The sequence below is a fragment of the Methylocystis sp. MJC1 genome, from assembly GCF_026427715.1.
Taxonomy (GTDB): Bacteria; Pseudomonadota; Alphaproteobacteria; order Rhizobiales; family Beijerinckiaceae; genus Methylocystis.
This window is the reverse complement of sequence record NZ_CP107558.1, coordinates 2,086,030-2,099,202: the sequence shown is the minus strand read 5'-3', so window position 1 is coordinate 2,099,202 and position 13,173 is coordinate 2,086,030. Positions and strand designations below refer to the sequence as shown.

Annotated in this window: 14 protein-coding genes; 11 read left to right on the top strand and 3 right to left on the bottom strand. The window is 64.4% G+C overall.

Going from position 1 to position 13,173, the window contains the following annotated elements; translation table 11 throughout:
• Position 1: 1 nt before the first annotated feature.
• Both OGR47_RS10220 and OGR47_RS10215 read right to left on the bottom strand, forming a co-directional pair.
• Positions 2-2,560, bottom strand: coding sequence for an ABC transporter permease (locus tag OGR47_RS10220; protein ID WP_165048771.1), 2,559 nt, complete (start codon positions 2,558-2,560; stop codon positions 2-4).
• Entirely contained in the window at positions 2,560-3,237 is a 678-nt protein-coding gene (locus tag OGR47_RS10215) for an ABC transporter ATP-binding protein (protein WP_165048769.1), read from the bottom strand. Before OGR47_RS10215 ends, OGR47_RS10220 begins: the two co-directional genes overlap by 1 nt.
• Positions 3,238-3,340: 103 nt before the next feature.
• On the opposite strand from OGR47_RS10215, the gene OGR47_RS10210 reads away from it, so the two are divergent.
• Complete coding sequence (locus OGR47_RS10210; RefSeq protein ID WP_246729551.1) at positions 3,341-3,955, top strand: arylesterase; 615 nt, start codon at positions 3,341-3,343, stop codon at positions 3,953-3,955.
• A gap of 33 nt (positions 3,956-3,988) precedes the next feature.
• On the top strand, positions 3,989-4,558 hold the full coding sequence (thpR, locus tag OGR47_RS10205; protein WP_165048764.1) for an RNA 2',3'-cyclic phosphodiesterase: 570 nt from the start codon (positions 3,989-3,991) through the stop codon (positions 4,556-4,558).
• 66 nt (positions 4,559-4,624) lie between these two features.
• On the opposite strand, the gene OGR47_RS10200 is transcribed toward thpR, so the two are convergent.
• Complete coding sequence (locus tag OGR47_RS10200; RefSeq protein ID WP_165048762.1) at positions 4,625-4,789, bottom strand: hypothetical protein; 165 nt, start codon at positions 4,787-4,789, stop codon at positions 4,625-4,627.
• A 369-nt stretch (positions 4,790-5,158) separates the two neighbouring features.
• Between OGR47_RS10200 and pyrC the strand changes: the two genes are divergently transcribed.
• The 9 genes from pyrC (at position 5,159) to OGR47_RS10155 (ending at position 12,818) form a co-directional block, all read left to right on the top strand.
• Positions 5,159-6,478, top strand: a complete 1,320-nt coding sequence (gene pyrC, locus OGR47_RS10195; protein WP_165048758.1) for a dihydroorotase — start codon at positions 5,159-5,161, stop codon at positions 6,476-6,478.
• Entirely contained in the window at positions 6,475-6,972 is a 498-nt protein-coding gene (coaD, locus tag OGR47_RS10190; RefSeq protein ID WP_165048756.1) for a pantetheine-phosphate adenylyltransferase, read from the top strand. The genes pyrC and coaD overlap by 4 nt, the downstream gene beginning before the upstream one ends.
• 30 nt (positions 6,973-7,002) lie before the next feature.
• Complete coding sequence (locus OGR47_RS10185) at positions 7,003-7,557, top strand: peptidylprolyl isomerase (protein WP_165048754.1); 555 nt, start codon at positions 7,003-7,005, stop codon at positions 7,555-7,557.
• Positions 7,558-7,693: 136 nt separating this feature from the next.
• Positions 7,694-8,152, top strand: a complete 459-nt coding sequence (locus tag OGR47_RS10180) for a peptidylprolyl isomerase (protein WP_165048752.1) — start codon at positions 7,694-7,696, stop codon at positions 8,150-8,152.
• A 292-nt stretch (positions 8,153-8,444) separates the two neighbouring features.
• Positions 8,445-9,584, top strand: a complete 1,140-nt coding sequence (queA, locus tag OGR47_RS10175; protein WP_165048750.1) for a tRNA preQ1(34) S-adenosylmethionine ribosyltransferase-isomerase QueA — start codon at positions 8,445-8,447, stop codon at positions 9,582-9,584.
• Entirely contained in the window at positions 9,581-9,916 is a 336-nt protein-coding gene (locus OGR47_RS10170; protein ID WP_165048748.1) for a hypothetical protein, read from the top strand. The genes queA and OGR47_RS10170 overlap by 4 nt, the downstream gene beginning before the upstream one ends.
• Positions 9,913-11,049, top strand: coding sequence for a tRNA guanosine(34) transglycosylase Tgt (tgt, locus tag OGR47_RS10165; RefSeq protein WP_165048746.1), 1,137 nt, complete (start codon positions 9,913-9,915; stop codon positions 11,047-11,049). The genes OGR47_RS10170 and tgt overlap by 4 nt, the downstream gene beginning before the upstream one ends.
• Before the next feature lie 37 nt (positions 11,050-11,086).
• On the top strand, positions 11,087-11,617 hold the full coding sequence (locus tag OGR47_RS21795) for a HigA family addiction module antitoxin (protein WP_306792322.1): 531 nt from the start codon (positions 11,087-11,089) through the stop codon (positions 11,615-11,617).
• Positions 11,598-12,818: a DNA methyltransferase gene (locus OGR47_RS10155; RefSeq protein WP_246729550.1), complete on the top strand. Its 1,221-nt coding sequence runs from the start codon at positions 11,598-11,600 to the stop codon at positions 12,816-12,818. The genes OGR47_RS21795 and OGR47_RS10155 overlap by 20 nt, the downstream gene beginning before the upstream one ends.
• Positions 12,819-13,173: the final 355 nt, after the last annotated feature.

The window sequence follows — 13,173 nt, the reverse complement described above, 5'->3', positions numbered from 1 at the left end:
CTCACAACTCCCGCAGCTCCGGTCCCGGACGACGCGACAGAACGCGCCAGGTACCCGCAAGGCCGAGCGCGATCGTAACCGCGAGCGCCGCCGCGGTTATCGTCACCACGGCGCCCACCGGGAAAACGAAGTCGATCTTCATCAGCATCGTCGTCATGGCGAAGGCCGCGCCCGCGCCCGCCAAGAGCGCAATCAGCGAGGCGACGAGGCCCACAAGGCCGAATTCCAGCGCATAGGCCGTTGCGAGCCACCCGCGCGTCGCGCCCAAAGTCTTCAGCACCACGGCGTCATGCAGCCGCGCCCGCTGGCCGCTCGCCACGGCGCTGGCGAGGGCGAGAATGGCGGTGACGATGGCGAGCCCGGCCGCTGCCCGGGCGGCGAGCGCCAATTGCCCGGCGATTTTGTCGACCGCCTGCAATGCGTCCTTGACCCGCACCGACACGATCATCGGGAAGCGCTTCGCGGCCTCGCGCGCGAGGCGCGCGTCTATCGCGTCGCGCGCGGCGACGGTCGGGGCGCCATAGGAGATGGTGAAAAGCTGCGTGTAGGGCGCGGCCGCGAAGGTGTTCGGCGAAAACACCATCACGAAATTGATGCCGAAGCTTCGCCAGTCGACCTTGCGCAGGCTGGTTATCTTCGCGACCGTCTCGCGGCCCAACACATTCACCTTGATCTCGTCGCCCAGCGAAAGCCCCAGCCCCTCTGCGACACGCTCCTCCAGCGAGACTAGCGGCGGGCCGTTATAATCCGCCGGCCACCATTCGCCCGCGGCCAGACGGGAGTTTGCTGGCACGTCGGTCGAGAACGTCACGCCGCGATCGCCGTCGAGCGCCCATTTCGCGTCATCGGCGACGCTGATCTTCTCGACGGGAACGCCCTTCACCTCGACGATGCGCCCACGCATCATGGGCACATGCTCGATCTTGGCGCTGGGGACCTGCTCGGCCAGAAAGGCGGCAAAGGCCGGCGCTTCCGCTTTCGGAGCGTCGACAAAGTAAAAGTTCGGGATTTCCCCGGCGTCGGCGCGCGCGAGCTCATTGTGGATGGAGCCTTCCACGAGAGCGAGGGCGATGAGCAAGGTCTGGGTCAGGCCGATCGAGACGACGAGCGCGGGCGTGAGGCTCTTTGGCCGCCAGATATTGGCGAGGGCGAAGCGCAAACGCGCGTCGCGCGGACGGGGCAGGGCGCGGGCTGCATGCATGGTGAGCCGGGCCGCTCCACGCAACGCCCCGAAGGCGAGAGCGGCGGCGCCCACATAAGCGAGCCCGAGCTTGAGGTCGGAAGAGGAGAGAATGATCAGCGCGGCGAGCAGCGCCGCCGCAGCCCAGGCGCCGGCGCGGTAGCGCGTGAGCTTTATGCTGCGCGTGTCGTCGCGCAGCAGCGCCGCGACCGGGACTTCATGCGCGCGTCCCAGCGGAACGAGCGCGAAGATCAGCGTCACGAGCAGTCCATAGAGCGCGCCGAAAGACGCGCCGCGCAGATCGAGAGAGGCCGATACGGGAAGCTCGGCAAGCTGCTTCAATGTCTCCGCCGCGGCCACTGGAATAACGGCGCCCACGGCGAGGCCGAGCAGGATCGCGAAAGCCGCCGCAGCCAGGACCTGCGCAAGCGCAATGACGAAGACATGCGAGCCCGTCGCGCCCAAGCCCTTCAGCACGGCGAATTGCATGCGCTTGCGCTCGACGAATCCCTGCACGGCGTTGGCGACGCCGGCGCCGCCCGCGACCAGCGCCGTCAGCGCGACCAATGTCAGCAATTGGGTGAAACGATCGAGGTTGCGCGAAAATTGGGGGGAGACCGCGTCGCGCGTACGCAGATCCCAGCCAGCCTGCGGGAAAGCGGCGTCGGCGGATTTGGCGAAAGCTTTCACCTGCTCGTCGCTGGCGTTTCCGTTGAGCGTAATGCGCGTGGCGTTGCGCACGACTGAGCCTGGCGACACCAGCCCCGCGGCGACAAGCGCTTTGCGAGTCATCATCACGCGCGGGCCGAAGCCGACGCCGCCGGCGAGCTTGTCGGGCTCGCTGATCAGCGTCGCGCGCAATTGCACGCGACTGTTGCCGATCAGCAGCGTATCGCCGAGCTTCACGTCGAGCCGCGCCAGCAGGAGCGGCTCGACGGCTATTCCATCGACGCCGTCTTTCTCCGCCAGCGCGTCGGCGAGCGGAAGGGCGGGATCGAGCGCGACCGCGCCGAAGGCGGGATAGGTCGCAGGGTCGACGGCTTTGATCTCGATCATCGCCGCCTCGCCGTCGTCGCGCCGGGCCATGGCGCGCATCAGCGAAATTTCCGAGAGGCGCCCGCGCGCTTCGAAAAACGCGCGCTGTTCGGGCGTCAGCTCCCGCGCGACGACGCTGTACGACGCGTCGCCGCCGAGAATTGTGCGGCCCTCTCGAGCGAGGCCCTGAGAGAGCGAACGCGACAGGCCCGAGACGCCCGAGATCGCGGCGACGCCGATGACGATGCAGGCGATAAAGATCGAAAAGCCGCGCGGATCGCCGAGGAGATCGCGCAGCGCGAAGCGCAACCCGAAGGGGAGAGAGCGAAAGCGCGTGTCCGCCATCAGCTTTCGTCCGCCTCGACGCGCCCCGAGCGCAGCCGCACACGACGTCCGCAGCGCGCCGCGAGGTTCGCGTCATGTGTGACGAGCACCAGCGTCGCGCCCCGGCGCTTCTGCTGGGCGAAGATGAGGTCGATGACGGAAGCGCCGGTCTCGGAGTCCAGATTGCCGGTCGGCTCGTCGGCCGCGAGGATCAGCGGCTCGGGAGCGAGCGCGCGGGCAAGCGCGACACGCTGCTGCTCGCCGCCGGAAAGCTGGGTCGGGTAGTGGGAGAGGCGATGGCCGAGCCCGACTGCGGCGAGCTCCGCCTCGGCGACGGCAAAGGCGTCGGGCTTGCCCGCAAGCTCCAGGGGCACAGCGACGTTCTCGAGCGCCGTCATGGTCGGAATCAGCTGGAAAGACTGGAAGACGACCCCTATCTTTTGACCACGGAAGCGCGCCAGCGCGTCTTCCGAGAGCACGCCGAGGTCGTTCCCGTTGATCCTGACGACGCCCGAGTCAGGCCGCTCCAGCCCGGCGAGGGTCATGAGCAGAGTGGATTTTCCCGAACCGGAAGGTCCCAGGAGACTAACCGTCTCGCCATGGGCTATGCTCAAGCTGACGCCCTTCAGGACATGGACCCGCGCGGCGCCTTCGCCCAGCGTTAGTTGGACGTCCGCGAGTTCGATCACTGGTTTCACGGAGAGACGATCCTTGAACGACGCGCCGCTTCAGACGCATTTTGCTTTTGCTTCGCCCCTATATCGCCTCTTCGGGCGCTGGCTCCAAATCTTGAGCATTTCCATGGCATTGTTTTCGGGCGGCGCCGAGGCGGCGCAAAAACGCGTTCTGGCTTTCGGCGACAGCCTGACGGCCGGATTGGGGCTCCCGGCGGGGGATTCGCTGCCCGCGCAGCTGAAAAAGCGTCTTCAGGCGGACGGCTACGACGTCGATGTGGTCAACGCCGGCGTTTCCGGCGACACGACCGCCACCGGCCTCGCGCGCCTCGACTATACGCTCTCCGACGGCCACGTTGACGTCGCAATCCTGGAGCTTGGCGCCAATGACATGCTGCGCGGCTCCTCCCCCAAGGGGGCCCGGGCCAATCTTTCGAAGATGATCGAAAGTTTTCAGTCGAAAGGCGTCACTGTCATCTTGGCCGCCATGGTCTCGAGCAACAATTGGGGGCAAGCTTACCGCCAGGAATTTGATTCGATCTATCCCGACCTCGCCGCCAAATATGGAGTGACGATGGTTCCGTTTTTCATGGAAGGCGTTTGGGGCGAGCCGAAGTTGCTGCTTGGCGACGGCCTTCATCCCAATCCGTCGGGCGTCGCCAAGGTCGTCACGAAAATAGCCCCTTACGTCGAAAAGGTTCTCGCGCCGCCTGACGCGAAGCCGCAGTCGCGCGCGCAATAGCGCGGGATGTTCAACAGCATCGAGGAGGAGCACATGCCTAGACTTTTCACGGCCCTGGAAGTTCCTCCCCATATCGCGGACAGCCTTTCGCGACTGCGCGGGGGCGTCGCCGGCGGGCGCTGGATCGACGTCGAGAACTACCACATCACGCTGCGCTTCCTGGGCGACGTCGACGACCGCTTCGCCCATGATGCGGCGAATGCGCTCGCCTTTATCCAGCGTCCCGAAGTCGAGGTGACCATCGATCAGCTCGCCTCTTTCGGCGGCGACAAGCCGCGCGCCATCGTAGCGCGCGTGCGGCCGGATCCGGCGCTGATTGAGATGCAGGCCGAGCAGGAGAGGCTGATGCGGCGCCTCGGCGCGCCGCCGGAGCCGCGCAAGTATTCGCCGCATGTGACGCTCGCGCGGCTGCGTGGGTCGAATTCGGCGTCCGTTGCGGCCTATCTCGGGGCGCGCGGCTATTTCCCGCCGCTGCGGTTCACGGCCGACCGCTTTGTGCTTTACTCGTCGCGGGATTCGGTGGGCGGCGGGCCCTATATCGTCGAGGCGGAGTATCCGCTCTATGAGGCGCGGCCGGCGCTGACTGGAACTGTGGGGTTGTAGGCCCGCTTTAGCGGATGAAATGGGCGTTCCAGGCGGATCGGTTCCTGGAACGCCCTTTTTGCGCGCCTATTGCACCATGCGCGCGGTCGAGCCCGTGTTGCCCGTGATATTCGCCGAGTCGGGTGAGATCCACGCGGGGACCCAGGTCATCGCGACAATGACGAAGGCTACAAATCCGGCGATGTAGATCAGGACTTTCCCGACTTCGCCGCTATGGACGTTAACAGCCATGTTTCGCTCCCTTTAGTTCGTTGTTTGCGAATTCCGCCTGTCGACGAGGGAACGACGGCCGGCTCCCAAGGCCTCGCGAGAGGCCGGCCGTCGCTCGCCAACAAGGCAACAGGGGGAACGCCGTCTCGTTGACGCCTGCAGGTTGAGCGAGAAATCTTCCAAGCAAAAGGACCACAGACGCGCAAACAAATGGGCAATCTATTTGGATCCATCAGATTTATACTAGCTGGTTTCAAGACAAGCGGTGGTCTTATCAAAGTGAAGGGATGTGGCCGGGCCTTGCGCTGGCTTGCGATCGCCAATGCCGCCGCGGGACATTCATCGCCTCTGCGCATTCCCAACCTCGGCAAAATGCCCTAATCAGGCGCCATGTCGCCTCATCAGCCGTCGCCTCGGCCTTCCGCGCCGCTCCTTTTCGTCAACGCCCGCTTGATCGACCCCGCCACGGGGAGCGAGACGCGCGGCGGGCTGCTCGTCGTGGATGGGCGCATCGCCGATCTTGGACCGGGGCTGAGCGCGCAAAGCGCCGTCGACGGCGCCCGAGTCATTGATTGCGCGGGTGATGTGCTCGCGCCTGGCCTCATTGATATGCAGGCCTTCGTCGGCGAACCCGGCGCCGAGCATCGCGAGACCATCGCCAGCGCCACGCTCTCCGCGGCAGCCGGCGGCGTGACGACGCTTGTCGCCACAAGCGCCACTTTTCCCGCGGTCGACGACCCGGCGGTCGTCGATTTCGTCCTGCGCCGCGCGCGCGACACGGGGCGCGTGCGGGTGCTGCCCATGGCGGCGCTCACCAAGGGGCGCGACGGCAAGGAGATCGCCGAGCTCGGGCTTCTTCAGCAGGCGGGCGCCGTGGCCTTCTTCGATGGCGCGCGGTCGGTCAAAAACGCCCTCGTGATGCGCCGCGCCATGAGCTATGCGCGCGACTTCGGCGCGCTGGTGGTGCATTTCCCGCAGGACCCGGACCTTGCGGGCGGCGTGATGAATGAGGGCGATTTCGCCCTGCGCTTGGGGCTTGCGGGCGTGCCGCGCGAAGCGGAGGCGCTCATGCTCGATCGCGATCTGCGGCTCGTCGCGCTCACTGGCGCGCGCTATCACGCAGCCATCGTCACGACGACGCTGTCGCTCGACGCGCTACGCGCCGCCAAGGCGGCGGGGCTTCCCGTCACTTGCGGCGTGACGATCAACCACCTCACGCTCAATGAAAACGACATTGGCGATTATCGGACCTTCCTGAAGCTGCGCCCGCCGCTGCGTCTCGAGGACGAACGCAAGGCGCTCGTCGCCGCGCTTGCCGAGGGGCTGATCGACGTCGTCGTCTCCGACCACGATCCGCAGGACGTGGAAATGAAGCGCCTGCCTTTTGCGGAAGCCGAGTTCGGGGCCATCGGCACGGAGACCATGCTCGCCGCCGGCTTGAGGCTCGTGCATTCCGGCGATATTTCGCTCCCCAAGCTCCTCGCCGCCATGTCGTCGCGTCCGGCGGAAATCCTCGGACTGGAGCAGGGCCGTCTGCAAAAGGGCGCGCCGGCCGATCTCATCCGCTTCGATCCGGATGAGCCCTTCGTCGTCGATCCCGAAAAGCTCCATTCGCGCTGCCGCAACACGCCCTTCGACGGCGCCCTGTTACAGGGCGCGCCGAAGGTGACTGTGGTGGCCGGCGAGATCGTCTACGAGCGCGCCTCATGAGCCGCATCGCACTCTATTCCGGCACTTTCGATCCGCTGACCAATGGTCATTTGGACATTCTGCGCCAGGGCGTCGCGCTTTTCGACAAGGTTGTCGTCGCCATCGGCGTGCACCCCGGCAAGACGCCGTGGCTCACTTTCGAGGAGCGGGCCGAAACGATCCGGACGGTCGCCGCCCTTGAGGGTTTCGGCGAGAAGGTTGCCGTCGCAAGCTTCGACGGCCTCGTGGTCGATGCGGCGAAAGAGCAGGGCGCCGGCGCGATCCTGCGCGGATTGCGCGACGGCTCGGATTTCGACTATGAAATGCAGATGGCGGGGATGAACGGGACGCTCGCGCCCGGCATTCGCACGGTTTTCCTGCCGGCCTCGCCAGGGCTCCGCCACATCAGCGGCACCCTCGTGCGCCAGATCGCGGCGCTCGGCGGCGACGTGTCGGCCTTCGCGCCGGCCGCTTCCGTCGACGCCCTGAAACGCGCCATTGCAAGGCGCGGATAAAACCAAGGCCTCAAGAGGGAGACTGTTTGAATGAAACTCACCCGCCGCCTGCTGCTTGCAACCGTGGCTTTTTCGGCCGCGCTGGGAACCGCTTCGATCGCCCGCGCCGAAGACGATCTTCTTTATCTCGACACCAAGGACGGGCGCGTCACCATCAAGCTGCGGCCTGATCTGGCGCCCAAGCATGTCGAGCGCATCAAGCGCCTCGCCAAGGAACACTTCTATGACGGGATCGTCTTCCACCGCGTGATCGACGGCTTCATGGCGCAGGCCGGCGACCCCGAGGGCACGGGCATGGGCAGCTCGCGTTATCCCGATCTCAAGGCCGAGTTCAGCGATCTGCCCTTCAAGCGCGGCACGGTCGCCATGGCCCGCCAGCCCGGCGACAAGGATTCCGCCAATTCGCAATTCTTCATCTGCTACGCCGACGCGCCGCAGCTCCAGGGAAAATATACGATCTGGGGCGAGGTGATCTCGGGCATGGACGTCGTCGACAAGATCAAGAAAGGCGACAAATCCAACAACGGCATGGTCGTTGCCCCGGACAAGATCGTGAAGATGCGCGCCGCCGGCGACGAGAGCTAACGTCGCAAACAATTCCAGCGTCATGGCCGGGCTTGTCCCGGCCATCCACGCCAGGACGCCTTTCGTGGATGGCCGGGACAAGCCCGGCCATGACATGCGGCGAAACGGGCGCTGGCCAACAAAAATAGGAGCCACAATGACTGAAGCCGCCGACACCATGACGCTGGAGACCACCAAGGGTCCGGTCGTCATCAAACTCCGCCCCGATCTCGCGCCCAAGCATGTCGAGCGCATCAAGAAGCTCGTTTCCGAGGGCTTCTATGACGGCATCGTCTTCCATCGCGTGATCGAGGGCTTCATGGCCCAGACCGGTTGCCCGCGCGGCACCGGCACGGGCGGTTCGCAATATCCGAACCTCGAAGCCGAGTTCAACGACGCGCCCCATGTGCGCGGAACCTGCTCCATGGCGCGCGCCTCGCATCCCGATACGGCCAATTCGCAGTTCTTCATCTGCTTTACGGACGCCCATTTCCTCGACCGCCAATATACGGTCTGGGGCGAGGTGATCTCCGGTATGGAGAATGTCGATAAGATCAAGCGCGGCGAGCCGGTGAAGGATCCCGACAAGATCATCAAGGCGACGCTGGGCGGCTGAACGCTCTCAGTCCGTTGACACACTTCTGAGGCGGCCTCGTCCTTCGCGACGCGAGCTTCGCTCGCTCCTCAGGATGAGGCCTAAGTGTTTGGCGTAGATGCAGAAGCCCCTCATGCTGAGGAGCCTGCGCAGCAGGCGTCTCGAAGCGCGAGGGGCGTCAACGCGGGCTGTGACGGGGTGGTTTAGTTTAGCGGCGAAAGAGCCCCACCCGGCGGCCTTCAACCGCCGCCCTCCCGGTAAAGCGGAAGATGGCGCGCGCCTCGCCTGCCGCCCGTTTGATCGAGCAACAAACATGCGCGTCGATCTCTTCGACTTCGAGCTCTCACAAGACCGCATCGCGCTACGGCCTGTAGAGCCGCGCGATCGCGCACGCATGCTTGTCGTTCCGCCGTCCGGCTCTTTCGAGGAACGGATCGTGCGCGACCTTCTCTCCTATTTGCGTCCCGGCGACGCTCTCGTCATCAACGACACGCGCGTTATTCACGCGCGGCTTTCCGGAAAGCGCATTCGCGGCGAATTGAGCGCGGGTGTCGAGGCGACGCTGATCGAGCGGCTCGACGCATCTCGCTGGCGCGCGCTCATGCGGCCGGCAAAGAAGCTCGTCGTCGGCGACGACATCCGCTTCTTCCGTCATTGCGAGCGAAGCGAAGCAACAGAGAGCGCCATCCCGGCTCTGGATTGCGTCGTCGCTGACGGTCCTCGCAATGACGAGGCTGCCTCCCTCGTGGCTCAGGTCGAGGCCAAGGGAGCGGAAGGCGAGATCACTCTGCATTTCGCTCTCACCGGCTCCGCCCTCGACACAGCAATCGAAGCCTTGGGCGAAATGCCCTTACCGCCTTACATCGCCGGCAAGCGGGCGGCCGACGAACGTGACGAGACGGACTATCAAACGGTTTTCGCGCGCGAGGCGGGTGCCGTCGCCGCGCCGACCGCCGGGCTGCATTTCACGCCGGCGCTTCTTTCCGAGATAGAAGCGATGGGCGTGACGCTCCATCGCGTTACGCTCCATGTCGGGGCCGGCACGTTTCTGCCCGTCAAGGCAGATGATACCGACGCGCATAAGATGCATGAGGAATTCGCCCGCATCGACGCGGCCACTGCGCAGGCGTTGAACGCCGCGCGCAGCAGGGGCGGCCGTATCATTGCCGTTGGCACGACGGCTTTGCGCACGCTGGAAAGCGCCGCGAGCGCGGAGGGTGAGATTCTCCCTTACGCAGCGCGTACAAGCATCTTCATAACGCCGGGCTACAAATTCCGCGCGACGGACATGCTGCTCACCAATTTCCATTTGCCGCGCTCGACGCTCTTCATGCTGGTCTGCGCCTTTTGCGGCGTCGACCGCATGAAAGCCGCCTATACGCACGCCATTGCCAATGGCTATCGCTTCTATTCCTACGGCGACGCCAGCCTTCTTTACCGCGCCGACCGATGAGCGAGGCGCGCGACGTGAGGCTGATCGCGCAATGGCGGGACGACCCCACCGAGGCGCGGATGACCGTCGATCTGCGGGTCGAGGATTTACGCGTCGCGTCAACATGGGACGTCTTCGGGGCCTTTGACCTCGACGGCGCCGCGCCGCTTCCCTTCATCCTGCGACGCGACGGGCGCATCGAGTTCGGCAAGAGCGTCGACCCATGGCGCACCGACTTACGGAAGATGGAAATAAGAGTGGGCGCAATCTTCTCCGTGTGGTTCAACGAGACGGATTACGGACAGTATAAAATCGTTAAGCTCGCCGAGCTCGGCGTCAAGGACCGAAAATGAGCGATGAATTCTCTTTCGCCGCGCAGGCGACCGACGGCGCGGCGCGTAAGGGTGAGATTTTTACGCCGCGCGGAATAATCCGCACACCCGCCTTTATGCCTGTCGGAACGGCGGCGACGGTGAAAGCCATGTTTCCGCAGGACGTGCGCGCGACGGGCGCGGATATTCTGCTTGGCAATGTCTATCATCTGATGCTGCGGCCCGGCGCCGAGCGGGTCGCCAAACTCGGCGGCCTGCACGAATTCATGCGATGGCCTTATCCGATCCTGACGGATTCCGGCGGCTTTCAGGTTATGTCGCTCGCCAAGCTGCGCAAGCTCGATGAAAGCGGCGTCACCTTTCAGTCGCATATCGACGGCTCGCGCCACCATCTGTCGCCCGAGCGCTCGATGGAGATCCAGCATTTGCTGGGCTCCGACATTCAGATGCAATTCGACGAATGCGTGCGTCTGCCATGCTCGGATGAAGAAGCCGAACGCGCCATGCGTCTGTCGTTGCGCTGGGCCGAGCGTTCGCGCAAGGCTTTCCAGGAACAGCCGGGTAGGGCGATCTTCGGCATCGTTCAGGGCGGCGCGAACAAAAGCTTGCGCATCGAAAGCGCCCGGGCGCTCGCCGATATGGATTTCCACGGCTTGGCGGTTGGGGGTCTTGCGGTCGGAGAGCCGCAGGAGGTCATGCTCGACATGCTGGAGACGACCGTTCCGCATCTCCCGGCCGGAAAGCCCCGCTATCTCATGGGCGTCGGCACGCCGGACGACATTATGCAGGCGGTCGCGCGCGGGATCGATATGTTCGATTGCGTGATGCCCACCCGTGCCGGCCGCCATGGCCTCGCTTATACGCGCTTCGGAAAAATCAACATAAAGAACGCCCGCCACGCGGAAGACCTGCGGCCCCTCGACCCCGAATCCTCGTGCCCTGCCGCGCGCGATTACTCCCGCGCCTATCTCCACCATCTCGTAAAGGCTGGGGAAATCTTGGGAATGATGCTGCTGACTCAGGCCAATGTGGCATATTATCAGCAGTTGATGGCCGGGTTGCGCGCCGCGATCGTCGAGGGCCGGCTTTCCGATTTCATTGCCGAGACCCGCGCGCAATGGGCCGAGGGCGAGAAGTCGAATGTCGCACCTTAGCGTTTTACGGAGCGCATAATAGATGAGGAGGGAGCGAGTGGAGCCTATCGCAGGCACATACTACGAGGCGCTCACCCGCCTCCTTCTGACGGGCGCCTTTCCAGAGGGCGACGAACGTTCGCCGCCCAAGCGGGGGGCGAGCGTTAACGCCGTTTCTGCCCCGGCGCGCAAAGCGACGCCCATTGCTGCCGCGCCGCGCCACGTCGCCAAGGCGGCCACGCCGCGCGCACCGCTTCGCCGCACAACGCCCCAGCTCAGTTTCCAGTTGGCGCCTGCTGAGACGGAGGTAACGCATCCGGGCCGGATTCTCGCGCAGCATCTCTTTGACCTGGGCCTAACCGCTTCCGATCTTGCCAGAGATATTGGCGTGCCGGTCAATCGCGTGACGGCTATTATCAATGGCCAACGCGGCGTGACGGCGGATACGGCGCTGCGCTTCGGTCATTGGTTCGGGGTCGACCCGGAAGACTGGTTGGATTTGCAATTGCAATATGAGTTGGCCCTGGCGCGCGCAGAACTTGGCGCCGAGATTAAGGGACGCCCCAGGCTTGCCGATCGCATTGCGTAACACGGCCGGCGCGGCGCAGGAGAGCGATTTCCTCGCGTCCTTGCGCGCCTTTGACTTGTTTGGCGCGGCTACTCAGGTGGTGGAAGAGTGTGGTCTTACGTATTACGTAAATGAATATTGGACATCCGCGCAGCGCTCCGCGCATTCGCTCCACGAGATCAGCTACCGCGCCTGCTTCAAGCCGCAGCTGCCGGCTTTCTTTATCGAGCGTCTGACCAAACCCAATGACGTGGTCTGTGATCCCTTCATGGGTCGCGGCACGACGCCGCTTCAAGCCGCCTTGCTGGGGCGCCGGGCGGTCGGTTCCGACGCAAATCCGCTCTCGCTGATGCTGACGCGGCCGCGGCTTGGTCCGCCGGCGATAGAGGCCATCGTCGCGCGCCTTGCGGAAGCGCCGCTGGGCTCCGGCCAGATTGAGCGCGAGGATCTTCTCGCCTTCTACCATCCGGAGACGTTGCGGCAGATTTGCGCCTTGCGCGCCTGGCTCATCGAGCGCCTGCCGCCCGAGGTCGCGCCCGATCCGGTCGACGATTGGATCAGAATGGTCGCGCTGAACCGCCTGACCGGCCATTCGCCGGGCTTTTTTTCCGTCTACACAATGCCCCCTAACCAGGCCGTGAGCGTCAAGGCGCAGGTGAAGATCAATGCGCGCCGTGCGCAAACGCCGCCGATGCGCGACGTCGCAGCCCTGATCTCCAGAAAATCGCGGTCGCTGCTGGCCGATGGGCCGCCGCCACCGGGACTTCCGGCCATTCTATCAGTGGCCAATGCGGCGAAGCTTGCTCATTTGAGCGACGCGTCGGTCGATCTGGTCGTGACGTCGCCACCCTTTCTCGACGTCGTGGATTATCGAGGCGACAATTGGCTGCGCAACTGGTTCGCCGCTGTGGATACGGATGCGATCGCGCTATCGCAGTTGCGCAGTCTCGACGCCTGGACGCTTATGACGCGCAGCGTGTTCGAAGAGTTGGCGCGTGTCGTCAGGCCAGGCGGCCATGTCGCTTATGAGGTCGGCGAGGTGCGCGGCGGAGCGGTTCTGCTCGAGCGTCTTGTTTGGGAGGCCATGGAAGGCTTGCCCTTCGAAAGGCTATGCGTGATGGTCAACCGCCAACGTTTCACCAAGACCAGCAATTGTTGGGGCGTCGCCAACAACAGCAAAGGCGTCAACAGCAACCGCATCGCTCTGGCTCGACGAATATAGTTTTAATTGGTCGTTAAGCTTACGAAGTTGGAGACGGCTCTCTAAACGCAAGATTCACGTCGGAAGCCTAGGAAGGAGAGAATAGCCCGAGCGCCGTCCGGACTTTGTCTTGCCTGATAGGATATCGAAAATGCAGGGAATCCCAGCTTCCAGCGATTTGGATGAAGTTTTTGCGTCGACGCTTGGCGCGTCGCATGAATTTCGCTCCTGGTTCCTCAGCCGCACGAAGTTCTCCCGTCTTTGGCCCTTGGCCCGATTGCTTCAGGCTGAGCAGCAGGAGGCTCAGGGGCCGGAACCGTGGTGGCGCAATTGGCGTTCGGAATCCACGGGCCACATCTCAACCAAGATGCTTTTC

Coding starts and splice junctions, on each gene's coding strand:
- OGR47_RS10220 (WP_165048771.1), bottom strand. CDS start 2,560: ATGGCGGACACGCGCTTTCGCTCTCTCCCCTTCGGGTTGCGCTTCGCG.
- OGR47_RS10210 (WP_246729551.1), top strand. CDS start 3,341: ATGGCATTGTTTTCGGGCGGCGCCGAGGCGGCGCAAAAACGCGTTCTG.
- thpR (WP_165048764.1), top strand. CDS start 3,989: ATGCCTAGACTTTTCACGGCCCTGGAAGTTCCTCCCCATATCGCGGAC.
- OGR47_RS10200 (WP_165048762.1), bottom strand. CDS start 4,789: ATGGCTGTTAACGTCCATAGCGGCGAAGTCGGGAAAGTCCTGATCTAC.
- pyrC (WP_165048758.1), top strand. CDS start 5,159: ATGTCGCCTCATCAGCCGTCGCCTCGGCCTTCCGCGCCGCTCCTTTTC.
- coaD (WP_165048756.1), top strand. CDS start 6,475: ATGAGCCGCATCGCACTCTATTCCGGCACTTTCGATCCGCTGACCAAT.
- OGR47_RS10185 (WP_165048754.1), top strand. CDS start 7,003: ATGAAACTCACCCGCCGCCTGCTGCTTGCAACCGTGGCTTTTTCGGCC.
- OGR47_RS10180 (WP_165048752.1), top strand. CDS start 7,694: ATGACTGAAGCCGCCGACACCATGACGCTGGAGACCACCAAGGGTCCG.
- queA (WP_165048750.1), top strand. CDS start 8,445: ATGCGCGTCGATCTCTTCGACTTCGAGCTCTCACAAGACCGCATCGCG.
- OGR47_RS10170 (WP_165048748.1), top strand. CDS start 9,581: ATGAGCGAGGCGCGCGACGTGAGGCTGATCGCGCAATGGCGGGACGAC.
- tgt (WP_165048746.1), top strand. CDS start 9,913: ATGAGCGATGAATTCTCTTTCGCCGCGCAGGCGACCGACGGCGCGGCG.